The following is a 22,782-nucleotide window of genomic DNA, read 5'->3' as shown; positions in this document are numbered from 1 at the left end:
AGCACGCGCAGCCGGATTTTGGGCGCATAACCGGCGGCTAGTGTGGGCGTTCATTGCGGGCGGCGTAACGGCGGGTGTGCTCGCGGGAATTGGCGCGCTCGCGGTGGTCGAGTTCGGATTATACGACATCGCGGCGGCCCAGCCGCACAACAAGATGGTCAGCTGGGCGATTCACCAAACTTTTAAGAAGTCGGTCCGTCTGCGCGCTGGATCGATCTCGCCGCCGCCTTCCTTTACCGAAGAGCAGGTCGTATCGGGGTTCAGACAATATCAAGCCGATTGCATGATGTGTCACGGTGGTCCGGGAATATCTCGTGCCGCGTGGGTCAAAGGGCTTGAGCCGACCCCGCCCTTTCTTCTGGACAGCGGCGAGCGGTGGACCCCGGCCCAGCTCGACTACATCCTGGAGGAGGGCGTAAAGATGACCGCCATGCCATCCTGGGGCGAAACCCGCTCCAGGGAGCAGATATGGGATCTCGTCGCCTTTCTTCAGGCGCTTCCGGATATATCGCCGGGCCGGTTCGCCGAAATGCAGCGGCGATTTCCACCGGATAAAGCGCCGCCCGCGTCGGCTGGACAATTTCGTTAGTTGCAGGCGAAAACGCCGGCGCTTTCAGTTAAATTAGATCAGGCCGGAGACCGGAAAGTTTATGTTCGCAGGGCAAAATCTTGAACCGGGCCGTCTGCTGCGCCGTGCCGGCGCAGCAGACGAGATCGCCGGGTTTCGCGGCGTTCAGTGCGATGACGATCGCCTTGCAGACCTTCTGTCTCCGGATGCGCCCTTGCTGAAGCTGTACGAAGGGACGCTGCACGGCGAAGGCCCGGTATGGCAGGTAATGCACGGCCGGCTGGTCTGGTCCGACGTGCCCAACCGGCGACTGCTCGGCTGGTATCCGGATGGTCATGTGGAAGTGCTCATCGACGGCACCTGGTTCATGAACGGCAACGCGGTCGAGGCGGATGGCGGTCTTGTCCACTGCGAGCACGGGCGTCGCTGCATCAGCCGGGGCGGCGATTACGATACCGCGCCCGAACCGATCGTGACGCACTATCGGGGCAAGCGGATCAACTCGCCCAACGACGTCGCGGTCGCGCCGGACGGGACGATCTGGTTCACCGATCCGATCTTCGGGATCATCATGCCCAATCAGGGCGCGCTGGCCAAGCCCGAGCTCGATCACCGCAGCGTCTATCGCTTCGATCCCTCGAGCGGCGATCTGACGTGCATGGCCGACTTCGAGCAGCCCAATGGTCTCGCATTCGATGCCGAAGGAAAGACGCTCTACGTGTCAGACACATCGCTTTCGCTCGGCGAGGTGCCCGGCCACGAAGCGGGGGCGAAGCACGAGATCGTCGCCTTCGACGTGGGGCAGGGCGGCGTGCTTTCCAACCGGCGCTTCTTCTGCCACACAGATCACGGCTATCCCGACGGCTTTGCGGTGGATCGGCGCGGCTGGCTGTGGACCAGCGCTGCGGACGGCATTCACATCTGGTCGGCGGATCAGCGCAAGCTTGGTTTCATCCCGACGCCGGCGGTCGTTTCCAATTGCGCGTTCGGCGGCGCGAACGGGCGGCGCCTGTTTATCGCCGCGACACAGTATCTGCTGGCGATCGATCTTTACGCGTGAGCTGGTGCAGATGGCCGTCCGGATCGCGTAGCAGCGCGTCGGTTTCCGCGCGCCAGACGATCCGCGTCGCGGCGATGTCGTTGGCAGCGAGCGGAGTGTGCGGGCGGCCGGTCGGAATATGATAGCCGAGCAATTCGACGTGCGGGGGCGTCGTCGGCGGATTCATCGGCAGGATATCGACCTGCACATCTTCAAGGCCGTCCAGCGCGACCTGCGCCGAGCCGCGATTGAACGATGTCCTGCCATCGGCCAGTCCATGCCGGGCGTAGAAGCGGCGGCTGGCGGCGATGTCCGAGACCGAAATCGCGCTATGGTCGATCCCCATCATGCCGCTGCCGGTCCAGGCCGGATTTGCGCCGGCGGGGAATTGCAGAAATTCGAGCGGATGGCCATCGGGATCGCGGAACTTGCCCGCGGTAACGCCGCCCGCCGATTTCGGCAGCCGGATCGGTCCGCCACGGCTAATCGGCGTCGCGCCCGCATCGGTCGCGCGGTGCCATGCCGTTCCCGCATCGTCCGTTACCAGCGCGAGATGCTGGAAGATCAGGTCGGCGGCGTTGGCGTCGGCGGGATAGGGCAGGCCGGGTGGATCGAACCAGTCGAGCTCGATCCTGCTGTCGCCAAGCGTCAGCGGGTGACGGCGGCCCGATCCGGGGAGACCCAGCACCTGCATCTCGTCGTCGGCGATCGCGATCGTCTGGCCGGAAACGAAGCCGATCGACTGGTAGAAAGCGACCAGCCGATCGGGATCGGCAGTCACGAGGCGAAAAGCCCGGATCACGGGCCACATCATGCGATGTGGCACGGCTCGCGCATGGGATCGACATGGAGTTGCACGGTCATCAACCGGCAGGGTTCATCGCCGATCGTGCCCGAACGGTGGCCCTTCCTGCCCTCGGTTTCGGTGCAACCCTGATCCTCGCCGAAGGAGAATTCGCCCGGCCCCTGCTCGACGCGGGTGCCGTCCATGCTCTCGATGAACCAGCGGCCCGACAGAACGATGATCCATTGCGGCGCGGGATTTTCATGCCAGTCGCCGATCCAGCCGACCGGCTGGACGGTGAACACGACGGTCGCTTCGCCGCGCTCCATTTCGTCGTTCCACTGCGGATCGGCGGGGCCGACGCTTTTCTGTTCGTAATCGGTCAGCGCGCACTGCGTCTGGTGGCTGACGCCATCTTCGTCGACATGGAGGTGCCAATAAGGGGTGGACGGTTTGGCGCCCGCTTTATCGCTGGACTGATCGCTCATAAAAAAACTCCATAAGGGTGGCTGGATGCGAAGGGATGGGTGAGAAACGGAGCGAGACCGCTGCCGTCGGTGCCGACGACGATCAGCAGAAAGCCCGCGCCCAGCGACAGGTTCTTGAGAAAATCCCAGAACAGCCCGCGACCCTTGCCGACCGGATCGGACCAGAAGTCACCCTGCGCCCAGAATCGCTTGTAGAGGAGCGCGGTGACCACGCAGTAGCCGGCGATGACCAGCGCCGCGGCGCGATCGGCGATGCCGGTGACGACGCCGAGCGAACAGAAAATCTCGATCGCAAGGCCGACCAGGATGGCGAACGCGGCGAGCGAGCGCGGTCTGAAAATCTGGCCACACTGCGTTACCGCGCCTTGGAAATTGAAAATCTTGTCGAGCGCGCTGAACGGCAGGAACAGCATCACCAGCCCGTAGCGCACGATCAGCGCGGCGATCGCGGCGGTGGTCACAGCCGGTCCCTGATGATGTCGGCGACGCGCAGCGCGTTGGCGACGATCGTCAGCGTCGGGTTGACCGCGCCGATCGAGGGAAAGAAGCTGGCGTCGGTGACGTAGAGATTGTCGACTTCGTGCGCGCGGCAATCGAGATTGAGCACCGAGGTCGCCGGATCGGTGCCGAAGCGGCAGGTGCCCGCCTGATGCGCGGTGCCGGCGAGCGGAATATCCTTGCCGAGATAGAGCGAGCGTTCGAGCAAAACGGCGGGCCAGCCGACCTGCGACAGCATCTCTTTCAGTTTGTCTTTCAGCCGTGCCAGTGCCTCCGGGTTCGTTTCGGTCAGATCTAAATGAACCTCGCCTTCCCTGTAATAGATGCGGTTGTCGAGATGCGGCAGGTCTTCCGCCTGGAGCCAGAAATCCATCGAATGCCGCGCCAGTTGTTCGAACGGCATGTCGGGGAGCCATTCGAGCCAGCCGGGGAGTTCCTCACCCTTGATCTGGTCGGTGTGGCTGGTCGCGCACATCTGGATGAGGCCCAGCGGCCAAGGTCCCTCAGCACCGGCCCAATCGTCGCTTCCGAAATAAAAATCACTCAAGGCTAGCGTCTTTTGAAACACCGTCTCGTTGACATGCTTCATGACCGCCATGACGACCGACATTTCGTGACGCATGTAATTGCGGCCGACCTGATCCGAACCATTGGCGAGGCCGTTCGGATGCCGCTCGTTGGCCGAACGCAGCAATAGCAATGCCGAGGACAGCGCGCCGCACGCGGCGACGACGGTATCGGCGGTGTAGATTTCCTGTTGCCCGTTCCGCTCGACATGCACCGCATCGACGCGGCGCCCCGTCTCGTCGGTACCGAGTTTCGAGACATAGGCGCCCGTCAGTAGGGTGACGTTATCGTGGGCCGCCAGCATCGGATCGATACACATCACCTGCGCGTCGGCCTTGCCGTTCAAGAGGCAGGGAAAGCCATCGAACGCGGAGCAGCGTATGCAGGTGCTCGTCGGGGTGGCGAAGCCGTCGATCGTCTGATCCAGCTTGATACCGAGGGGCAGGTGAAATGGTTTGAGGCCAATTGCGGCGAGCTTTTCCGACAGCTCGGCGACCTTGGGCTCGTGCTTGACCGCGGCGAACGGATAGGGCGTGGACGAGGGCGGCTCGGTGGGGTCCTCGCCGCGGCTGCCGTGGACGTGAAACAGCTTCTCGGCATCATCGTAATAGGGTGCGAATACGTCATATTTAACCGGCCAGGCGGGAGACAGCCCGCCCGCATGGACCACCTCCTCGAAATCGCGCTCGCGCAGGCGGAACAGCGCCGCGCCATATACTTTCGAGTTGCCGCCGACATAGTAATGCAGTTGAGGTTTTACGGTACCGCCATCCTTGTCGGTCCAGCTTTCGTCGGCTTGGTATTTGCCATCGACAAAGACCGCCTTGGCGCTCCAATTGTCTTCTTCGCGCGGCAGATAATCGCCGCGCTCCAGAATCAGGATGCGCTTGCCGGTCGGCGCGAGCCGGTGCGCCAGCGAGGCCCCGCCGGGACCGCTGCCAATGACGATCAGGTCGTAATGCTGGGGCAAATCGCGGTCCTCCGGAAACATCTCGCTGAACGATGCATTATGTTTGCACACACCAACCCTGACCGATGCCGATAGTTTCTTTGAAGTGCCCGAACGGGAGGAAATTGTCGGACCGGGGGTCTTCTGTTCGGAGCCAACTTTAAGGACTTCCCATGTCGCAGAACGTCGCCGAGTTTGTCTGGAAACGTCTGAACGAATGGGAACTCTCTCGAGTCTATGGATATCCTGGAGACGGAGTCGGCGGGCTCGATGTGGCGCTCGAGAAAGCAAAAGGCTTCATGGACTATGTCCAGGTCCGGCACGAGGAGATGGCCGCGTTCATGGCATCGGCGCACGCCAAGTTCACGGGTCAGCCGGGGCTTTGTTACGCAACCTCCGGCCCCGGCGCGATCCATCTGCTGACGGGACTGTACGACGCGAAGATGGACCATGTGCCCGTGGTCGCGATCGTCGGCCAGCAAGCGCGCAGCGCCCTTGGCGCAAGCTATCAGCAGGAAGTCGATCTGCAGACTCTCTTCGCCGACGTGTGCGAATATGTGATAACCGCCGTGGTCCCCGAACAGGTGCGCACCTGTATCGACCGCGCGGTCCGTATCGCGCAGAACAAGCGCACCGTGACCTGCGTGATCATTCCCAATGACCTGCAGGAAGTGGCTTACGAACATCCCCCAATGGCGCACGGAGCCACCCACACCGGCACCGGCTATCCCGGCGTGGCTACGCTGCCCGATCCGGACGATCTGAAAAAGGCGGCGGGTATCCTCAACGCGGGCGACAAGGTCGCTATGCTGGTAGGCGCCGGCGCGCTCCACGCAACCGACGAGGTGATCGCGGTGGCCAATCGCCTGAACGCAGGCGTGGCCAAGGCGCTGCTCGGTAAGGCCGCCCTGCCCGACGAACTGCCGTTCGTCACCGGCTCGCTTGGTCTGCTCGGGACCAAACCGAGCTGGGACCTGATGAAGCAATGCGACACCTTCCTGATGGTGGGATCGGCGTTTCCCTATAGCGAGTTCCTGCCAAAGCCTGGCAACGCGCGCGGGGTGCAGATCGATATCGACGGCGCGCGAGTTTCGCTGCGTTATCCCATGGAGTATTCCTTGGTCGGCGACAGCAAGGCGACCCTCGCGGCGCTGCTGCCGCTGCTCGATCAGAACGGCAACAGCAAATGGCGCCAGAAAATCGAGAAGGAAGTTTCCGATTGGTGGGAGACGCTCGAGGACCGCGCGATGGAGCCTGCCGATCCGGTCAATCCGCAGCGCATCTTCCACGAACTTTCGCCGCGCCTGCCCGATAACGTCATCATGACGGGGGATTCGGGATCGGTCGCCAACTGGTATGCGCGCGATATCCGCATTCGCCGTGGAATGATGGGATCGCTTTCGGGCGGGCTCGCATCTCTCGGTGCGGCGACGCCGTACGCACTGGCCGCCAAGATGGCCTATTCCGATCGCCCGGTGATCGGCTTCATCGGCGATGGCGCGATGCAGATGAACGGTCTTAACGTGATGATCACCGCGAGCAAATACTGGAAAGACTGGGCCGATCCACGCTTCATTCTGATGGTGCTCAATAACCAGGATTTGAACCAGGTGACGTGGGAGGAGCGCGTCCAGCTTGGCGAAGGCAAGACGCCGTTGACGCAGTCGATTCCCGATTTTCCTTACCATCAATATGCCGAACTGCTCGGTTTCAAGGGTATTTATTGCGACGATCCCGATCAGGTCGGCGCGGCGTGGGACGAGGCACTCGCCAGCGACGTGCCGGTTATCATGAACATGAGGGCCGATCCCAATGTGCCGCCGTTGCCGCCGCACATCACGCTGAAGGACGCGAAGCATTTCATGACGATGATGAAGGACGAGCCCGAACTCGCCAGCGTTATCAAGAACAGCGCCAGGCAGCTGCTGGCGGGCGTGCTGCCGGGCAAGGATTGAGCCGGTGGCGGTACGCGCACAACGCAACAGCGTTTTGTCGAGCCAGCTTGCACCTGAAGCGCCCCTGATCGAGCGACTGGCGTCTTCTATATCGATGATGGCGGATTCGCCGACGTCGACAATCGCCGCCGCGCGCCGGCTCAACCGCGCGGCGGGTACGATCGCGACATCGGTGCTGATCGACAGCGCGATGGAGCATTATCGTGGCAATTTTCACAACAAGGCGATGTGGACTCCGCTCATTACCTCTTCGTTGTCGATCGCGGTGAGCGTCCACGGCCTATCGGACAAGCGCCACGGCGCGCATCGGGCACGCGATATTATCTATGCGGCGGCGGGGCTGATCGGCGTTATCGGCACCGGCTTCCACCTCTACAATGTGACCAAGAAGGTCGGCGGGTTCGACTGGCAGAACATCTTCTATTCCGCGCCGCTCGGCGCGCCGGCGGCGATGTCGCTGGCAGGTCTGATGGGGTTCATGGCCGAGCGGGTGCGCGACAATGCCCCTGCAGGCGAACCGCAGATTTTCGGCCTGCCCGCTGGGCGGGTAACGGCGGCGACGACGGCGTTGTCGCTGCTCGGCACGACCATGGAGGCGGGGCTGCTCCACCTTCGCGGCGCGTTCCACAATCCGGCGATGCTGTTGCCGGTGACGATGCCGCCGGTCGCGGCGGCACTGCTGGGGGTGGCGACGGTGGGCGATGCCGGCAAGGAGCGCAAGGTTTCGCACTACTGGATGGCGGCGACCGCGGCGATGGGCGTCGCCGGGGTCGTGCTTCATGCTTACGGCGTGTCGCGCGCGAGCGGTGGATGGCGCAACTGGCGGCAGAATGCCTTTGCCGGACCGCCGCTGCCGGCGCCGCCATCGTTCACCGGGCTAGCGCTGGCCGGAATCGCGGCGCTGGCGCTGCTCAAGGAGCACGCGCGTGATTGAGGCGCCGCGTTATCCGGGTTATGATGTACTGGCCAAGCGGGGCACGCCGTCATGGGATGCACGCACCCGCCGGGCGATCGACGAGCGGCTGGCGACGCCCGATGTGCCCCGCTTCCTCACCGCCGGGGAATGGGCGATCGCCGATGCGCTATGCCGGCGCATCCTGCCGCAGACGGGCGAAGGCGATGCGGTATCGCTGGTCGCATTGCTCGACGCCAAGCTGCTTGCCGATCACGGCGATGGCTTCCGCGAGGACGACATGCCCTACATGCGCGAGGCGTGGCGACGAGGTTTCGCGGCGATCGATGCCGAGGCGATGGCGCGGTTCGGGCGCGGCTTTGCCGGGCTGCCCGATGCGGAGCAGGACGATCTGCTCAGCGCGATGCAAGCCGGCGAGGTCGGCGGCGCGCACTGGCCGTTCGGCGCGCAGACCTTTTTCAACCGGCGCATTCTCGCCGATATTCCGTCGCTTTATTACAGCTTGCCCAAGGCGTGGAACGAGATCGGTTTCGGTGGTCCCGCTTCCCCGCGCGGCTATGTCCGGCTCGATGGCGACCGGCCCGATCCGTGGGAAGCCGCAGAGGCCGAACCGAGCAAGGAAGCGCAAGCGGAGCGCAAGAACCGGCATGTCGTCTGATCCGCGCGCCGCGCCGCGTGCCACCCGTGGCCGCGCGCCCGATATCTTTCGCAAGGGCGCCTGGGTGCCGATGCGCGAATATCGCGAGGCCGACATGGTCGATTTCGTCATCGTCGGCACCGGCGCGGGCGGGGGAACGTTGGCCGCGCTGCTCGCCGAACAAGGCTTCTCGGTCGTCGCCTTCGACGCCGGGGGCTATTTCCGCCCGATGGAGGATTTCGCCTCCGACGAAACTGCGCAGAACCAGCTCTACTGGACCGACAAGCGCATCGTCGACGGAGCGAACCCGATCAAGATGGGCGGCAACAATTCGGGCAAGGCGGTGGGCGGATCGACCGTCCACTATGCGATGGTGGCGCTGCGCTTCCGCCCCGAATGGTTCAAGTCGCGCAGCTTGCTGGGTTATGGCGCCGACTGGCCGATTTCATGGCAGGAGATGTGGCATTATTACGATCTCGCCGAAAAGCAGATCAACATATCCGGTCCGCTGACCTATCCTTGGGGGCCGAAGCGACGGCGCTATCCTTATCGCGCGCACGAACTGAACACGGCTGGCAAACTGCTCGCCAAAGGCTGCGAAGCGATCGGTATCGACTGGACCGAGACGCCCCTGGCGACGCTCAGCGCGCCGCATGCCGGACCGGAAGGAAAGTCTCCGCCCTGTGCCTATCGCGGTTTCTGCCGGTTCGGTTGCACCACCAATGCCAAGCGCTCGGCGCTGACGGTATGGATCCCGCGCGCCGTGGCGGCTGGAGCCGAGATCCGCGATCTGGCGATGGTCGGCAGAATCGAAACCGGTCCCTCCGGCCTGGCAATCGGCGTGCATTTTCATCGTGACGGCAAGTGGCATTTCCAGCGCGCGCGCAACGTGATCGTCGCCGGCTATGCGGTCGAGACGCCTCGTCTGCTGCTCAATTCGGCTAATGCGCGCTACCCCGATGGGCTCGCCAACAGTTCGGGCCTGGTCGGCAAAAATCTGATGACCCAGACCAACGCCGCGGTCTGGGGCCGCATGGATGAGCCGGTGCGATGGTATAAGGGACCACCCAGCCTCGCCATCACCGAGCACTGGAATTACGACGATAACAAGGATTTCCATGGTGGCTATTGCTGGATGGGGCAGGGTCCGTTGCCGGGCGAATGGGCGTCGGTACTGACGGGAGCCAAGGGACTTTGGGGCACCGCGCTGCGCGAGGAAATGCGCCATTACAATCACATGATAGGGGTAAAGATGGTCGGCGAAATGCTGCCCGACGAAGCGAATCGCGTGACGTTGGCCGACGATCTCGATCAATATGGGCTCCGGGTCGCGCGGATCACATATGGCTGGGGCGATAATGACAAGGCGCTGGTCAAGCATTCGCTCGCGCAGATGGGCGCGTCGATCGAGGCGATCGGTGCCACGGACATGTTCACTCAGGAAGACGATACCTGCCACCTCGGCGGTACGATCCGCATGGGCGACGACCGGAGGCACAGCGTCGTCGATGCCGATTGCCGGAGCTGGGACATTCCCAACCTCTGGGTCTGCGACGGCTCCGTCTTCCCGACCGTCGGCGGCGTCAACCCGTCGCTCACCATCCAAGCGATCGCGATGCGCACGGCAGACCGGATTGGCGCGCTGGCGGCGGCAGGGGAATTATGAGGCGATATTATCCGGTCTGCCGGATCGTGGCCCGCTTCAACTCGCGGTCGTTGCGCGAATAATAGAGCCAGATCGTACCGTCGGTCTCGACCACCGAAGCCGCAAAGGCAATGTCGCGCGGGCCGGTTGCATCGGTCGGCGGCGAAATCAGCGGTCCATCGCAGCGCGCCATGACGGTCCGTAGATCGGGCGACAGCGCAACCCAACCGATCCCCCAATCCGCGTCCTCGTTGGCACCGTTGTAAAACATCACTGGTCGATCGGGGTCGGTGAGTAGCAACGGACCCGTCGAAAGATGCCAGCTGTCCCATTTCTCCGGGCGCGGCGAAAATGGGTCGGGCTGTTCGTTCCAAGGCCCGTCAGGGTGGGCGCCGTCGACCAGGCTGATCAGCGAATGACCGGCATGCGAATATTCATAGAGCAACCGCCAGGAGTCGCTGCGGCGCAGCACCGTCGCTTCCTTACTATCATTCTCGCTTTTACCGTTGGGCAGCGCGACGCCGCGTTTTTCCAGACTGCGCATGTCCTTTCCGGTCGCGTAAAGCAGATGTCCGGTGCGGCTGTGATCGACTCCGGTATAGAAAACGACATATCCCTCGTCGGCCGGGACCACTGTAGGATCCTCGCAGCCGTTCGAATCCTTGCCGTGCGGGCCGGGCACCAGAACTGGGGTGCCATCCATCCGGAACACCAGCCCATCGCTGGCGCTCCGCCCATACCAGATGCGGCCGCTTTCCTCATCCTTGGCGCGATGGCGCGGCACTGCGCGGATCAGAGCCATCAGACCGGCATCGTGGCGGTCGGCACGCCACATGAAAGGGCTCATGATGTTTTTCGTGATCAGCTCCTCCGGTCCGTCGACGATAACGGCGTCGATCCGTTCGACCTCGAAGCCGAAACTCATGCGCCCTGGCCAAGCTGGAGCGAGAGCCCGCCATCGATCGTCACCGTCGATCCGGTGATATAGTTGCCGGCGGGCGAGGCGAGGAACAGCGCCACGCCGGCGACGTCCTCGGGCTTGCCCGGGCGTCTGAGCGGGATGCTCTGCGCGAGTTTGTCGGCATAGGAAGCATCGTGCAGCGCCTTGTCGTTCATCGGCGTCAGAATCATGCCGGGCGCGATCGCATTGACGGTAATGCCGAGTTCGGCGACTTCCAGCGCCAAGGTCTTGGTCAGATTGGTCTGCCCGCCCTTGGCGGCATCGTAATCGGCACCTCCGGCGCGCATCACGCTGGAATGGATCGAGGTGATGTTGATGATCGCTCCCCGCCGCCCGGACCCCTTGAGATTGCGAACGAAGCGGCGCGACGTAAAGAAGCTGCCGGTCAGATCCGTCGCCAGCAGATCCCGCCATTGTTCGCTCGACATGTCCGATACCTCGACGCCGGACATGTTCTTGCCGGCGGAATTCACCAGGATGTCGGGAATGCCGATCGCCTTTTCGATTTTGTCAAAGGCGTTTTCGACATCCTTTTCCTCGCTTATATCGGCCTGGACGGCCACCGCCTTGTGGCCCAGTCCGGCGGCGACGGCGGCACTTGCCTCGCCCTTTTCGGCGTCCTTGTAATAGACCACCCCGACATCCGCCCCGGCTGCCGCCAGCATAGCGACACACGCCGCGCCGATGCCCGATTCGCCGCCAGTGACCAGTGCGATGCGCCCATTGAGATTGAGATCTACCATCGCATCGCTCCTTCGTTGCCGCGCTGCCCCGGGAGTGGAACCGTCGCCTCGTTACTTCGCTGAACGATGGATCGAGCAAGACGCTCCCTCACCCGCATCAAGGGCAAAACGAAGTGACCGACGACAGCAAACCCGTAATATTGATTACCGGCGTTTCGGGCGAGGTCGGCGAAGCGATCGTCGGCGCGCTGGGCGATGGTTATACGATCGTCGGGATGGATCAGGCGGGCAAGTCCGCATCCGTGCCGATCGTTCCGATCGACCTGACCGAAGACGCTTCGGTCGCCTATGCTTTCGAAACCTTTCGCGACCGTTATGGCGGCGCGATCGCGAGCGTCATCCACCTTGCCGGCTATTTCGATTTCACTGGCGAGGACGACCCGCTCTATCACACACTCAACGTGGCCGGCACGCGCCGACTGATGGAAGCATTAAAACCATTCCGCGTCGGGCAGATCGCTTATGCGGGCACGATGCTGGTTCACGCCGCGGTCAGCCCCGGCGAACATCTCGACGAGGAACGTCGCCTCGATCCGCAATGGATCTATCCCCAATCCAAGTTGGATGCCGAAGATGTCATTCGTGCCGAGCACGGCGTGACGCCGTTCGTTCTGTTTCACCTTGCCGGGCTTTACAGCGAGAAGACGGTCGTGCCGACGCTGGCCCACCAGATCGCGCGGATTTACGAGCGCGATCTGGAAAGTCATGTCTATCCGGGCAACCGGGACACCGGCCAGTCTATGGTTCATCACGCCGACATGGCCGACGCGTTTCGCCGCGCGGTCGACCGGCGTGCCGACCTTCCTGAAGAGACGGTGATCCTGGTCGGCGAACCCGATCCGATCGGCTATGCCGCGCTGCAGGATCGGCTCGGCGAACTCGTTCACGGCGAGCAATGGGCAACCATCCGCATTCCGCAGATCGCGGCGGCGACCGGCGCTTGGGTCGAAGAGAAAGTTCTACCGCATCTTCCAAAGACGATCGGGGGCGGGAAGGAACCGTTCATCCGGCCTTTCATGGCGTGGCAGGGCAGCGATCATTACGCGCTGGATATCCGGCGTGCGAAAACGCTGCTCTGCTGGTCTCCGAGCCACCATCTTACGGCCACGCTGCCGGAGATCGTGGACGGCCTCAAACGCGATCCGGAAACATGGTACAAGGCAAACGGGATTGTCTCGAAATCAGATGAGAAAAATGGCTGAATTGGGCTAATAACCACTGTCAGCCGTTCAAGTCATGCCGCTCCCAAGCGTCCGCCATGCCCTCACGACAGCGCCGCACGACCGTTTCTAGATCGTCGTCGTAGAGCGAATCGGTAACCTCGTTGGAAAATATCTCGACCACCCACGGCCTGTCATACCCCGTCGCCCGCGTCGCTTCGATCAGCGCGGCGAGGGGGATGACGCCGTCGCCCGGCACGATGCGATCGGCGAACGAGCGCGGCGTGCGCCAGTCGCTCGCCTGCACCGTGAAGATGCGATCGCCCGCGCGCGCGATCGCCGCCTCGACATCGTCGTTCTGCCAGATATTCCAGTAATCGAGGCATAGCCCCACATCATCGCTACCGCTCGCCGCAATCACATCGAGCGCCTGATCGATCGTCCAGATCGCGCTTTCGATATTTGCCGAGGTGGGATTGAGCGGCTCCAGGGCTATCGTCACGCCATGATCTGCTGCGATGCGACCGAGTTCGCCGAGCTTTTCGGCGACGACTTCCATTGCCTCGGCCATGTCGCCCTGCGGGTGTGCGCCGGTATTGGTGATGAACGGCACGCCGGGGGCAAATGCCGCCAGCCGCTCGATCGACCGGCGCAGACAGGTGGTTCGCTCCTCGACGCCCTTTGGATCGGGCATCATCCGGCTGCCGAAAAAGGTGCGTATCCTGGGCTGAATGCCGCTGATCGTCAGCCCGGCATCGGCGATCGAGCGCATCTGATCGGCGAAGCGATCGTCATCGAGCTTGGCCTCGACGACTTCAATCGAGTCGACGCCGAGCCCGGCATAGCGCGCCACGTCCTGATCGAACGACCAGGGCATGGTGGTGAACTCGCTGATGCCGAAGGTGAAGGGCAGGGATGACATGGCGGCGTTCCTTTTGGCGATTATGTACCTTGCAAACCCATTCCCTTCGCTCGTCACCCCAGCGAAAGCTGGGGTCTCGGGCCGGATTGCCATGACGCCTGAGATGCCAGCTTTCGCTGGCATGACGAACAAAGAGAGGCGGAGCTATGCCTCCGGACTTCCATCCGACTGGGTTTGCAAAGGACGTAATCGCCTTCTTTTCAGACCAATAATGCGCGAGCCCTCGGAACGGCCCCGGCACGCGTCGGTTTTTTTGATCGAGAGGAACCATCGAACATGATCGAACCCGCGCTGAATGCTCGTGCGACAATTGGCGAATCCCCCACTTGGGTGGCGTCACAGTCTGCGCTCTACTGGATTGACGTCAAAGCACCCGCGTTGCATCGATATCAACCCACGGACGGCGCGACCCAAAGTTGGCATATGACCAGCGACATCGGCGGGTTCGCGTTGACCGAAGATGGCGGCGCCGTCGTCGCGCTGCGCGAAGGGATATACCGGCTCGATCTCGACAGCGGCGCGCTGCATTTGCTCGCTGCCGCTCCGTTCGATCCCGCGCTGTTCCGTTTCAACGAGGGCGGATGCGACGCTAAGGGCCGTTTCTGGATCGGCGTGATGTTCGATCCCTTGAAAGGAACCCCGGACAAGCGCCCGGGCAAGCTCCATAGCTTCACGCTGGACGGCGGACTGCGCGATGAACCTGACGCGGCCGAACTGCACAACGGCATGGCGTGGAGCGCGGACGACGCGACCTTTTTCCTGTCGCACAGCAACCGGCGCGAGATCATCGCCTTCGATTATGATTGCGATGGCGGCACAATCTCCAATCGACGCCTGTTCGCAACGGTGCCCGAGCATCTCGGGATTCCGGACGGTGCGGCGGTCGACAGCGAGGGGGGTTATTGGTCGGCGCTGCACGGCGGCGGCAAGCTGCGACGCTTTTATGCCGACGGGACGATCGATCGCGATATCGATCTCCCGGTCAGCCAGCCGACCATGCCGGCGTTTGCCGGCGAGAACCTCGCCACACTCTACGTCACCAGCGCATCGGACGGGATGAGCGACGCGGAACGCGCAGGTGAACCGCTCGCGGGAGCCCTGCTTCGCCTCGAAGTCGGCCAACACGGGATAGCGCGGCCGCATCTGGTGAGATGATTTCAAGATCGGGGACAGGACTATTGCCTTGTCGTCGGACAGGCCGCATCAGGCATTGTTTGGACGAGACGGGCACGGTCGAAGAGGGTCCGAAACGTCACAGCTTGTAACGGAGTAGAGATTTCCTGCGAAACGGTTTCATGCCGATGATCGGAGCGAGATGATACAAGCCGCCACGCCGTCGATTTTGTCCCCCCAATCCTGGGGCGAGACGCTTTCGGGAGCGCCGGTATTCGATCGGACGATCGAAGCCGGCGTGCCCGGGCTGGTCCGCCGGTGGCAGGCGATCGATCCCGAGATCGATCAAGCTGCTCTCGACCACCATTTCATCTCGATTCATCTGGGTGGCCCGAAGCGCCTATTCCGAAAAGGCGAAGGCCAGTCGCTCTCGTGCGACATCGGCAGCGGTGCCTATAGCGTGGTGCCGGCGGGGGCATCGTTCCGGTGGGTGACCCATGGGCCGATCGATTTCGCGCATATTTACATCAAGCCGACATCGCTCGATCGCGTGATCGGCGAAACGTTCGATCGCGATCCCGCGCGGATCAGTTTGTGCGAAACGCTGGGAAAAACCGATCCGCTGGTGATCTCGCTGTCTCTGACATTGATCGACGAGTTCGATCACGCCGATAGCGATTGCGTCTATCTGGGCGAAATCATGCATCTGCTATTGTCTCGCATCGTCGGTCTTCATTCCGATGTGGGCACGGCGATTGGGCGCGCGCGACACGCGTTGGCGCCGTTTCGGCTCCGCCGCGCGATCGACTTCATCGAAGGCAATTTAGCCGCTGCGATCGGGGTCGCCGAAATCGCCGCGGCGAGCGGCGTCAGCCCGTATCATTTCAGCCGGGCGTTCCGGCAATCCACGGGACGTCCGCCCTACGCCTATTTGGTGGAGCGCAGAATCGCCGCCGCCAAGCCTTTGCTCGCCACGAGCGGATTGGCGATAAGCGATATTGCGCTGCGCTGCGGCTTTACCAGTCTCAGTCAGTTTTCACGGGTCTTTCGCCAGCACACCGGTTCGACGCCAAGCCGCTACCGCGATCGCTATTGAGATGCGGCGCCGGGCGTGTCCTCGACGCATTGGGCGCGGCGAAATAGCAGGGAACATGCGCGGTGCTCATTTGGTCCGCCTCACGGTCGCCACCCGCAGATCCCGGTCCGACTGCGAATAATAGAGCAGCACCGCGTCGTCATGCTCGATCGCCGAGGCGACGAAGGCGATATCGGTCGCACCGCCGGTCAGCGGCTTGTCGGGCGCGATCAGCGGTTCCTCGCAACGGTCGGTCAATTGGGTCAGATGCCGGTCGAACGTCGCCCAGCCGATTCGCCATTTCGCGTCGCGCGTCGCGCCATTGTAGAACATCGTCGGTCGCCGCTTGCCCTCCCCGACGATCGGACCCGGGCTGAGATGCCAGCAGTCCCAGCTATCGGCCCTGGGAACGATCGGCGAAGCGGCGATGTCGCGCCATATCCCGTCGAGGTCGTCGGTTTCCGCCTGGCCGATCAACGAGGCATCCTTGTGCACATATTCGAAATACATCCGCCACCGGCAGTCGCTGATCGCGGCAATCGCAGCTTCCTTGGGATTGGTGAAATCGGGCGTCGAATCGATCGCCAGGCCCGCCTTGGCGATACGGCTGCAATCGGGGCCCCGCGCTAGCAGCAGCCGTCCGGTCTGCTGCTGTTGGTTGTAGCCGGTGTACCACACGCGTACCGTCCCGCCTTCGACATGCACGGTCGGGTCCTCGCACCCGTCGAGATCGACGAGATCCGGACCGGGGAAGATCGTCGGCGCCACGTCCATGTCGAAATGATGTCCGTCCGTGGACACGCCGTGCCAGATTTCCGCCATTTTCAGGCGCGGCTCGTCGTCGCGCCGCGGGACCGCTCGAACAAATATATGAAACGCATCGCCGTCACGCCAGACATAGGGGCTAAGCACATACATATTCGCCAGCCGATTGGTCCGATGCATCGTCAGCGGCTCGGCCGAGACCAGTTCCCAGCCCGCCATCAGGCGCCTTGCCCGAGATTGATCTGCAACCCGCCGTCCAGGGTGAAGGTGGCGCCGGTGGCGTATTCGGAAGCATCCGACGCGAGGTAGAGCGCGAGCTCGGCCACCTCCTCGGGCCTGCCGGCGCGTTTCATCGGGATGCTCCGAACCTGTTCCTCGCGCACCCCTGGATCGTCGATCGCATCCTGGTTCATGGGCGTCAGGATCATGCCCGGCGCGAGATTGTTCACCGTAATTCCGTGCTCGGCGAGTTCGAGCGCGAGGCAGCGGGTCAGATTTCTGAGCCCGCCCTTCGAGGCGCAATAGTCTGCCGCCCCCGCGCGCGGAATGTCCTCATGCACCGACGAGATGTTGATGATCTTGCCGCGCGATTTGGAGGCCTTCGCACCGCGCACGAAAGCGCGGCAGAACAGGAACGGTCCGACCAGATTGGTCTGCAACACCATCTCGAAATGATCGCGCTCCATATCGGCGACGGCGATGCCCGCAGCATCGACGCCGGCGGCGTTGACCAGGATCGTCGGCGTACCGAACTTGGCCTGCGTTTTCTCGAACACACCGTCGACCTGGTCTTCGCAGCGCACGTCCGCGGCGACCGCGATTGCGCGCCCGCCGGTTTTGATGATTGCTTCCACGATCGCATCGGCATCCTCGGGATGATCGTGATGAACCACCACCACTGCAGCCCCTTTCCTGGCAAACAGTTCGGCGATCGCTTTTCCGATGCCCGAACTTGCCCCGGTCACCACCGCAATATGATTGTTTAGCTTTGCCATAATGATCTCCGGATCGAGGCTGAAAAGAAATGCCCACTAAACTTGGCCATCTATGGAAAGCTGAACGGCTCGAAACGCTGGTTGGGTCCATGCGGGAACACCATGATGTAGCAGAATCCTGCTGTGTGTTGATGAATTCTGCGCGAATTGAATGACAATTCGCAATATAGGGTTCTTTTGCGGCTCGTTTATAGGATGTCTCCGTTGTTGCGGAACGAAAACCAAACGGGAGACAGCTGTTGAAACCGATTTCCTTGCGTGCCGGCTTGTTGGCGTTGGCCGTCGCGGCCGCATTGCCGGCTGCCGTCTATGCCGGCAATATAGTGCAAACCGCGAAAGCCGATGGCCACTTCACCATGTTGCTCAAGGCCGGCAAGGCCGCACGCGCGGCTCCTTGGCTTGAAACGCCCGGTCCGATCACCGTGTTCGCGCCCAACGACGCCGCCTTCGCCAAGGTGCCGAAGGGGATGCTCGACGATCTGATGAAGCCGGCCAACCGCACCAAGCTCAAGATCACCGTGGGCAACCACGCCGTCGCCGGATTGGTGACCACGAAGGATATCGACAAAGGTCTGACGAAGGCGCCCGCCGTCGCCGTTCCCGCCATGAACGGCATGCCGCTGGTGATCAAACGGGAGGGCGGGCAACTGACCGTCAACGGCGCCCATGTGATCAAGGGGCCGATGAAAGTCGATAACGGTCTGATCTATGTCATCGACGCGGTGCTCGTCCCGCCGATGCCGATCCAGCCACGCCTGTAGGAAAGGAGCCGTATCATGGCCAGAACAGAAACCACGGTCCGCGACGAACGGTTCTACGACCGTTATACCACCCCATCGGCGGGCGCATTGCTGGTTACCTATGCGCTTGCGCTCATCTTCTTGTGGTTCGGATTCCTGAAATTCACCCAATATGAGGCCGCCGGGATCGCGCCGCTCGTCATGAACAGCCCGCTCGTCGGTTGGTGGCACGGCCTGTTCGGTATTCCCGGTACGGCGCGGATGCTCGGGGTATACGAGATTTTGACCGGCCTGCTGCTCGCCGCGCGCCCGTTCAACGCCAGAATCGCCTCGATTGGCGGGGCGATGGCGACGATCTGTTTTCTCATCACCATCACGTTCATGTTCACCACCCCGGGCGTGGTACAGCCCGGCTTCGACAATCCGCTGGCAATTTCCGCTTTTCCGGGACAATTTCTGTTAAAGGATGTCGTCCTGCTCGCGGTGTCGATCTGGATATTGTTCGCTGCTCGGTCGGAAGCGTCAATCGCGAAAACGTGAACGGAAAGAGCCTCGCTGGCATTCTGATTGCGAGGCGAGCGAGGCTAAGATGCTGACCAATAGCGATGGCGAATGTTTCCTGGTGAACTGCCATTGCTTGAGGAACATAACGGAGCTTTGCGGTTTATCTTGCAAAAACCATTAGGATGGTCGGGGAGAGAGGATTCGAACCTCCGGCCCCTGCCTCCCGAAGACAGTGCTCTACCAGGCTGAGCTACTCCCCGACCGAGCCGGAGACTTGGCTCCGGCGCGAGGCAGGCGTGCCCTATAGGGGGCTGTTTCGGGGCTTTCAACCATAAAGCGTGGGGTTTGCGGTGATCGCGCCTGGCCGCTTGAGCCGGGGGCCGAAACTGCCTAGCATCCCGCTGATGAGCGAGCATTACGAGACACAATATCTGGACCTGATGCGGCGCATCTGGAGCGAGGGCGATGAGCGCAGAGACCGCACCGGTGTCGGTACGCGCGCGGTGTTCGGGGCGGCCATGCGGTTTTCGCTGAAGGATGATGCGGTGCCCTTGCTCACCACCAAGCGCGTCTACTGGAAGACCGCGGCACGCGAGTTTCTGTGGTTCTTGGCAGGTGGCACCAATATCCGGCCGCTGCTCGAGCAAAAGGTGCGGATCTGGACCGACTGGCCGCTCGACCGCTATCGCCGCGAGACCGGTGAGGATATCGCGCAGGAGACGTTCGAGGCGCGGATCGTGGAGGATGCCCAGTTCGCAGAGCGATGGGGCGATCTTGGACCGGTATACGGCAAGCAATGGACCGACTGGCCGATCTACGAAGCGGCGGGCGAAGGGCTTTATCGGCGCCGCGAACGGGGGCACGATCAGATCGCCGAGCTGATCGACAGCCTGACAAACAATCCCGGTTCCCGGCGGCATATCGTCGAGGGGTGGAACGTCGCCGAACTGGGCGCGATGGCGCTGCCGCCCTGTCACAAAACCTATCAATTCTATGTTGCGGACGGGAAGCTGTCGGGTCTGCTCTACCAGCGCAGCTGCGATCTGGGTCTGGGCTTTGCCTTCAACATTTTTTCGCTGGCGCTGTTCACGCGGATGCTGGCGCAGCAGACCGGGCTGGAACCCGGCGAAATCGTCTGGAACGGCGGCGACGTGCATCTCTATCTCAACCATGCCGAGCTGGTGGAGGAGCAATTGTCGCGCACACCGTCGGGCGCGCCGCGTCTGGTGATCGGCCGCAAGCCGGGCAGCATCTGTGATTACTCCATCGAGGATTTTTCGGTGATCGACTATGCGCCGCAGGAACATATCCGCGCGCCTGTCGCTGTCTGAACGACCGCGCCGCCCCGGCCCGCGCCGATGCTTGCGCATTGGGCAACAAAATAATAGGGCACGGCAATATTGCTATTGGAGCAGCGGAGTCCATCCGCCGCCGAGGAGAGAGCTTCGAACGAGATGGCTGCGCCCGATAAATCCAATCTTCCGCCGCTTAAGCTGCATGTGCCGGAGCCGAAATTCCGCCCCGGCGACACCGCCGATTTCAGCGGGCTCGGCATTCCGGACGCCGGCGTTACGCCGCGCCCGGACGAATCCGCCGCGCCGGACGACATGCGCGATCTGGCCTATGGGCTGGTGCGCGTGCTCGACGACGATTATCGGGCGGTCGGCCCCTGGGACCCGCGCCTATCCGACGAGCAGCTGCTCGAAATGCTGCGGACGATGGCTCTTACGCGCGCGTTCGACGAGCGTATGTTCCGCGCGCAGCGGCAAGGCAAGACCAGCTTCTACATGAAATGCACCGGCGAAGAGGCGACCTCGGTCGCTGCCGCCTTTGCGCTGGACCGCGAGGACATGTGTTTCCCCAGCTACCGCCAGCAAGGCATATTGTTCGCGCGCGGCTATCCGATGATCGAGATGATGAACCAGATCTTCTCGAACAGCGGTGACAAGCTGAAGGGCCGCCAACTGCCGATCATGTATTGCTCGCGCGAAGACGGCTTCTTCACCGTCTCGGGCAATCTGGCGACGCAATATCCGCAGGCCGTGGGCTGGGCGATGGCGAGCGCGGCGAAGGGCGACACGCGGATCGCCGCGGCCTGGACCGGCGAGGGCTCGACCGCCGAGGGCGATTTCCATTCCGCCGCCACCTTTGCCGCGGTGTACAACGCGCCGGTGATCATGAATATCGTTAACAACCAATGGGCTATCTCCAGCTTTTCGGGCTTTGCCGGAGGTGAGCGCACCACTTTCGCCGCGCGCGCCGTGGGCTATGGCATTGCCGGGCTCCGGGTCGACGGCAATGATGCGCTGGCGGTCTATGCCGCCACGCAGTGGGCCGCGAACCGCGCGCGGACCAACAACGGCCCGACGATCATCGAATATTTCACCTATCGCTCCGAAGCGCACAGCACGTCCGACGATCCCAACGGCTATCGCAGCGCGCAGGAGCGCGAGGAATGGCCGCTCGGCGACCCGATCGACCGGCTGAAGCGGCATTGCATCGCCAAGGGCATCTGGGACGAAGAGCGCCATGCCGAGCAGGACAAGGAGCTGGCCGAAAGCGTGCGCGCCACCGGCAAGGAGGCCGAAAAGCTCGGCGTGCTCGGCCACGGCATGCACCAGCCGTTCCGCACCATGTTCGAGGACGTGTTCGAGGATATGCCCTGGCACCTGAAGGAACAGGCCGAAATGGCGATCGCGGAGCGCAAGGAGAAATTCCCCAAGGGCCTGCCGCGGGGGAACGGGTGATGCCGAAGATGAACATGATCCAGGCGATCAACAGCGCGCTCGATTGCGCGATGGCAGCCGACCCCGATGTCGTCATCATGGGCGAGGATGTGGGCTTTTTCGGCGGCGTGTTCCGCGCGACCGCGGGCCTGCAGGAAAAGCACGGCAAGACGCGCTGCTTCGATACGCCGATTTCGGAATGCGGCATCATCGGCGTGGCCGTCGGCATGGCGGCCTACGGCATGCGGCCCGTGCCCGAAATCCAGTTCGCCGATTATATCTATCCCGGCCTCGACCAGATCATCAGCGAGGCGGCGCGCATGCGCTATCGCTCGGCGGGCGAGTTCACCAGTTCGATGACGATCCGCTCGCCCTTCGGCGGCGGCATTTTCGGCGGGCAGACCCACAGCCAGTCGCCCGAAGCGATTTTCGCGCATGTCTCGGGCCTCAAGACCGTGATCCCGTCGACGCCCTATGACGCCAAGGGCCTGCTGATCTCGGCGATCGAGGACAACGATCCGGTCATGTTCTTCGAGCCCAAGCGCATCTACAACGGTCCGTTCGACGGCTATTATGACCGGCCCGTAAAACCCTGGGCCAAGCATCCCGCGTCCGACGTGCCCGAGGAAATCTACCGGATCCCGCTGGGCAAGGCGAATGTGGTGCGCGAGGGCGGCGATCTCACCATCCTGGCCTACGGCACGATGGTGCATGTCGCGCTGGGCGTGGTCGAGGAGCATGGCATCGACGCCGAGGTGATCGACCTGCGCTCGATCGTGCCGATCGATATCGCGGCGATCGAGACATCGGTGAAGAAGACCGGCCGCTGCATGATCATCCACGAGGCCACGCGCACCGCTGGCTTCGGCGCCGAACTCAGCGCGCTCGTGCAGGAACGCTGTTTCTATCATCTCGAAGCGCCGATCGAGCGCGTGACGGGCTTCGACACGCCCTATCCGCACTCGCTCGAATGGGGCTATTTCCCGGGGCCGGTCCGCATCGGCAACGCGCTCGACAAGATCATGAAGGACTGAA

The 22,782-nt window shown here is 62.7% G+C and carries 23 protein-coding genes and 1 tRNA gene; 14 read left to right on the top strand and 10 right to left on the bottom strand.

The window, feature by feature from the left end; translation table 11 throughout:
• Positions 1-40 precede the first annotated feature (40 nt).
• Both ACOQPC_RS08855 and ACOQPC_RS08850 read left to right on the top strand, forming a co-directional pair.
• On the top strand, positions 41-589 hold the full coding sequence (locus tag ACOQPC_RS08855) for a c-type cytochrome (RefSeq protein ID WP_420605383.1): 549 nt from the start codon (positions 41-43) through the stop codon (positions 587-589).
• A gap of 61 nt (positions 590-650) precedes the next feature.
• Positions 651-1,628 carry an SMP-30/gluconolactonase/LRE family protein gene (locus ACOQPC_RS08850; protein WP_420605382.1) on the top strand — a complete coding sequence of 326 codons (978 nt, stop codon included), beginning with the start codon at positions 651-653 and terminating at the stop codon, positions 1,626-1,628.
• Here the strand turns inward: ACOQPC_RS08850 and ACOQPC_RS08845 are convergent.
• The 4 genes from ACOQPC_RS08845 to ACOQPC_RS08830 are packed head-to-tail and all read right to left on the bottom strand — an operon-like array spanning position 1,582 to position 4,914.
• Positions 1,582-2,409: a VOC family protein gene (locus ACOQPC_RS08845; RefSeq protein WP_420605381.1), complete on the bottom strand. Its 828-nt coding sequence runs from the start codon at positions 2,407-2,409 to the stop codon at positions 1,582-1,584. The genes ACOQPC_RS08850 and ACOQPC_RS08845 overlap by 47 nt on opposite strands.
• Before the next feature lie 8 nt (positions 2,410-2,417).
• Positions 2,418-2,879, bottom strand: a complete 462-nt coding sequence (locus tag ACOQPC_RS08840) for a cupin domain-containing protein (protein ID WP_420605380.1) — start codon at positions 2,877-2,879, stop codon at positions 2,418-2,420.
• Entirely contained in the window at positions 2,876-3,340 is a 465-nt protein-coding gene (locus ACOQPC_RS08835; protein WP_420605379.1) for a DoxX family protein, read from the bottom strand. The genes ACOQPC_RS08840 and ACOQPC_RS08835 overlap by 4 nt, the downstream gene beginning before the upstream one ends.
• Positions 3,337-4,914, bottom strand: a complete 1,578-nt coding sequence (locus ACOQPC_RS08830) for a GMC oxidoreductase (protein ID WP_420605378.1) — start codon at positions 4,912-4,914, stop codon at positions 3,337-3,339. Before ACOQPC_RS08830 ends, ACOQPC_RS08835 begins: the two co-directional genes overlap by 4 nt.
• Before the next feature lie 152 nt (positions 4,915-5,066).
• Here ACOQPC_RS08830 and ACOQPC_RS08825 point away from each other — a divergent pair, with 152 nt between their 5' ends.
• From ACOQPC_RS08825 to ACOQPC_RS08810, 4 genes are read left to right on the top strand one after another with little or no spacing between them, the layout of a single operon-like run.
• The gene (locus tag ACOQPC_RS08825; RefSeq protein WP_420605377.1) at positions 5,067-6,848 is read left to right on the top strand and encodes a thiamine pyrophosphate-requiring protein; all 1,782 of its coding nucleotides are present in this window, start codon (positions 5,067-5,069) and stop codon (positions 6,846-6,848) included.
• 4 nt (positions 6,849-6,852) lie between these two features.
• Positions 6,853-7,782 (top strand): hypothetical protein, encoded by a 930-nt coding sequence (locus ACOQPC_RS08820; protein ID WP_420605376.1) that lies wholly within the window; start codon positions 6,853-6,855, stop codon positions 7,780-7,782.
• Positions 7,775-8,419 (top strand): gluconate 2-dehydrogenase subunit 3 family protein, encoded by a 645-nt coding sequence (locus ACOQPC_RS08815; protein WP_420605375.1) that lies wholly within the window; start codon positions 7,775-7,777, stop codon positions 8,417-8,419. The genes ACOQPC_RS08820 and ACOQPC_RS08815 overlap by 8 nt, the downstream gene beginning before the upstream one ends.
• Positions 8,409-10,064 carry a GMC family oxidoreductase gene (locus tag ACOQPC_RS08810; RefSeq protein WP_420605374.1) on the top strand — a complete coding sequence of 552 codons (1,656 nt, stop codon included), beginning with the start codon at positions 8,409-8,411 and terminating at the stop codon, positions 10,062-10,064. The genes ACOQPC_RS08815 and ACOQPC_RS08810 overlap by 11 nt, the downstream gene beginning before the upstream one ends.
• 7 nt (positions 10,065-10,071) lie before the next feature.
• Here the strand turns inward: ACOQPC_RS08810 and ACOQPC_RS08805 are convergent, their stop codons facing one another.
• Positions 10,072-10,968 carry a glycosidase gene (locus ACOQPC_RS08805; protein ID WP_420605373.1) on the bottom strand — a complete coding sequence of 299 codons (897 nt, stop codon included), beginning with the start codon at positions 10,966-10,968 and terminating at the stop codon, positions 10,072-10,074.
• On the bottom strand, positions 10,965-11,747 hold the full coding sequence (locus tag ACOQPC_RS08800) for an SDR family NAD(P)-dependent oxidoreductase (RefSeq protein WP_420605372.1): 783 nt from the start codon (positions 11,745-11,747) through the stop codon (positions 10,965-10,967). Before ACOQPC_RS08800 ends, ACOQPC_RS08805 begins: the two co-directional genes overlap by 4 nt.
• A gap of 113 nt (positions 11,748-11,860) precedes the next feature.
• Here ACOQPC_RS08800 and ACOQPC_RS08795 point away from each other — a divergent pair, with 113 nt between their 5' ends.
• Positions 11,861-12,949, top strand: coding sequence for an NAD-dependent epimerase/dehydratase family protein (locus tag ACOQPC_RS08795; RefSeq protein ID WP_420605371.1), 1,089 nt, complete (start codon positions 11,861-11,863; stop codon positions 12,947-12,949).
• A 19-nt stretch (positions 12,950-12,968) separates the two neighbouring features.
• Here the strand turns inward: ACOQPC_RS08795 and ACOQPC_RS08790 are convergent, their stop codons facing one another.
• On the bottom strand, positions 12,969-13,829 hold the full coding sequence (locus ACOQPC_RS08790; RefSeq protein WP_420605370.1) for a sugar phosphate isomerase/epimerase family protein: 861 nt from the start codon (positions 13,827-13,829) through the stop codon (positions 12,969-12,971).
• Between the two features lie 276 nt (positions 13,830-14,105).
• On the opposite strand from ACOQPC_RS08790, the gene ACOQPC_RS08785 reads away from it, so the two are divergent.
• On the top strand, positions 14,106-14,984 hold the full coding sequence (locus ACOQPC_RS08785) for an SMP-30/gluconolactonase/LRE family protein (RefSeq protein WP_420605369.1): 879 nt from the start codon (positions 14,106-14,108) through the stop codon (positions 14,982-14,984).
• A 160-nt stretch (positions 14,985-15,144) separates the two neighbouring features.
• The gene (locus ACOQPC_RS08780; protein ID WP_420605368.1) at positions 15,145-16,038 is read left to right on the top strand and encodes a helix-turn-helix domain-containing protein; all 894 of its coding nucleotides are present in this window, start codon (positions 15,145-15,147) and stop codon (positions 16,036-16,038) included.
• Between the two features lie 66 nt (positions 16,039-16,104).
• On the opposite strand, the gene ACOQPC_RS08775 is transcribed toward ACOQPC_RS08780, so the two are convergent.
• Positions 16,105-17,001 (bottom strand): hypothetical protein, encoded by an 897-nt coding sequence (locus ACOQPC_RS08775; protein ID WP_420605367.1) that lies wholly within the window; start codon positions 16,999-17,001, stop codon positions 16,105-16,107.
• A complete protein-coding gene (locus tag ACOQPC_RS08770; RefSeq protein WP_420605366.1) occupies positions 17,001-17,777 on the bottom strand; it encodes an SDR family NAD(P)-dependent oxidoreductase in 777 nt (258 codons plus the stop codon). Before ACOQPC_RS08770 ends, ACOQPC_RS08775 begins: the two co-directional genes overlap by 1 nt.
• 239 nt (positions 17,778-18,016) lie before the next feature.
• Between ACOQPC_RS08770 and ACOQPC_RS08765 the strand changes: the two genes are divergently transcribed.
• Together ACOQPC_RS08765 and ACOQPC_RS08760 are read left to right on the top strand one after the other, a co-directional pair.
• On the top strand, positions 18,017-18,538 hold the full coding sequence (locus ACOQPC_RS08765) for a fasciclin domain-containing protein (RefSeq protein WP_420605365.1): 522 nt from the start codon (positions 18,017-18,019) through the stop codon (positions 18,536-18,538).
• 15 nt (positions 18,539-18,553) lie between these two features.
• A complete protein-coding gene (locus tag ACOQPC_RS08760) occupies positions 18,554-19,057 on the top strand; it encodes a YkgB family protein (RefSeq protein ID WP_420605364.1) in 504 nt (167 codons plus the stop codon).
• 147 nt (positions 19,058-19,204) lie between these two features.
• Here ACOQPC_RS08760 and ACOQPC_RS08755 read toward each other — a convergent pair.
• A tRNA-Pro gene (locus ACOQPC_RS08755) sits at positions 19,205-19,281 on the bottom strand.
• A gap of 144 nt (positions 19,282-19,425) precedes the next feature.
• Here ACOQPC_RS08755 and thyA point away from each other — a divergent pair.
• From thyA to ACOQPC_RS08740, 3 genes are all read left to right on the top strand, one after another.
• Entirely contained in the window at positions 19,426-20,352 is a 927-nt protein-coding gene (thyA, locus tag ACOQPC_RS08750; RefSeq protein ID WP_420605363.1) for a thymidylate synthase, read from the top strand.
• A gap of 123 nt (positions 20,353-20,475) precedes the next feature.
• Complete coding sequence (locus ACOQPC_RS08745; RefSeq protein WP_420605362.1) at positions 20,476-21,768, top strand: 3-methyl-2-oxobutanoate dehydrogenase (2-methylpropanoyl-transferring) subunit alpha; 1,293 nt, start codon at positions 20,476-20,478, stop codon at positions 21,766-21,768.
• Positions 21,769-21,776: 8 nt separating this feature from the next.
• Positions 21,777-22,781: an alpha-ketoacid dehydrogenase subunit beta gene (locus ACOQPC_RS08740; protein WP_420608104.1), complete on the top strand. Its 1,005-nt coding sequence runs from the start codon at positions 21,777-21,779 to the stop codon at positions 22,779-22,781.
• Position 22,782: the final 1 nt, after the last annotated feature.

Source organism: Novosphingopyxis sp. (genome assembly GCF_965218915.1).
Classification (GTDB): Bacteria; Pseudomonadota; Alphaproteobacteria; order Sphingomonadales; family Sphingomonadaceae; genus Novosphingopyxis.
The sequence above is the reverse complement of the archived record's forward strand: the minus strand, read 5'-3'. Positions and strand labels throughout refer to the sequence as shown.

What these genes read in the sequence shown, in the direction of transcription:
- ACOQPC_RS08850 (WP_420605382.1), top strand. Translation starts at nt 651, where the DNA reads ATGTTCGCAGGGCAAAATCTTGAACCGGGCCGTCTGCTGCGCCGTGCC.
- ACOQPC_RS08840 (WP_420605380.1), bottom strand. Translation starts at nt 2,879, where the DNA reads ATGAGCGATCAGTCCAGCGATAAAGCGGGCGCCAAACCGTCCACCCCT.
- ACOQPC_RS08825 (WP_420605377.1), top strand. Translation starts at nt 5,067, where the DNA reads ATGTCGCAGAACGTCGCCGAGTTTGTCTGGAAACGTCTGAACGAATGG.
- ACOQPC_RS08810 (WP_420605374.1), top strand. Translation starts at nt 8,409, where the DNA reads ATGTCGTCTGATCCGCGCGCCGCGCCGCGTGCCACCCGTGGCCGCGCG.
- ACOQPC_RS08805 (WP_420605373.1), bottom strand. Translation starts at nt 10,968, where the DNA reads ATGAGTTTCGGCTTCGAGGTCGAACGGATCGACGCCGTTATCGTCGAC.
- ACOQPC_RS08800 (WP_420605372.1), bottom strand. Translation starts at nt 11,747, where the DNA reads ATGGTAGATCTCAATCTCAATGGGCGCATCGCACTGGTCACTGGCGGC.
- ACOQPC_RS08790 (WP_420605370.1), bottom strand. Translation starts at nt 13,829, where the DNA reads ATGTCATCCCTGCCCTTCACCTTCGGCATCAGCGAGTTCACCACCATG.
- ACOQPC_RS08785 (WP_420605369.1), top strand. Translation starts at nt 14,106, where the DNA reads ATGATCGAACCCGCGCTGAATGCTCGTGCGACAATTGGCGAATCCCCC.
- ACOQPC_RS08780 (WP_420605368.1), top strand. Translation starts at nt 15,145, where the DNA reads ATGATACAAGCCGCCACGCCGTCGATTTTGTCCCCCCAATCCTGGGGC.
- ACOQPC_RS08775 (WP_420605367.1), bottom strand. Translation starts at nt 17,001, where the DNA reads ATGGCGGGCTGGGAACTGGTCTCGGCCGAGCCGCTGACGATGCATCGG.
- ACOQPC_RS08770 (WP_420605366.1), bottom strand. Translation starts at nt 17,777, where the DNA reads ATGGCAAAGCTAAACAATCATATTGCGGTGGTGACCGGGGCAAGTTCG.
- ACOQPC_RS08760 (WP_420605364.1), top strand. Translation starts at nt 18,554, where the DNA reads ATGGCCAGAACAGAAACCACGGTCCGCGACGAACGGTTCTACGACCGT.
- thyA (WP_420605363.1), top strand. Translation starts at nt 19,426, where the DNA reads ATGAGCGAGCATTACGAGACACAATATCTGGACCTGATGCGGCGCATC.
- ACOQPC_RS08745 (WP_420605362.1), top strand. Translation starts at nt 20,476, where the DNA reads ATGGCTGCGCCCGATAAATCCAATCTTCCGCCGCTTAAGCTGCATGTG.
- ACOQPC_RS08740 (WP_420608104.1), top strand. Translation starts at nt 21,777, where the DNA reads ATGAACATGATCCAGGCGATCAACAGCGCGCTCGATTGCGCGATGGCA.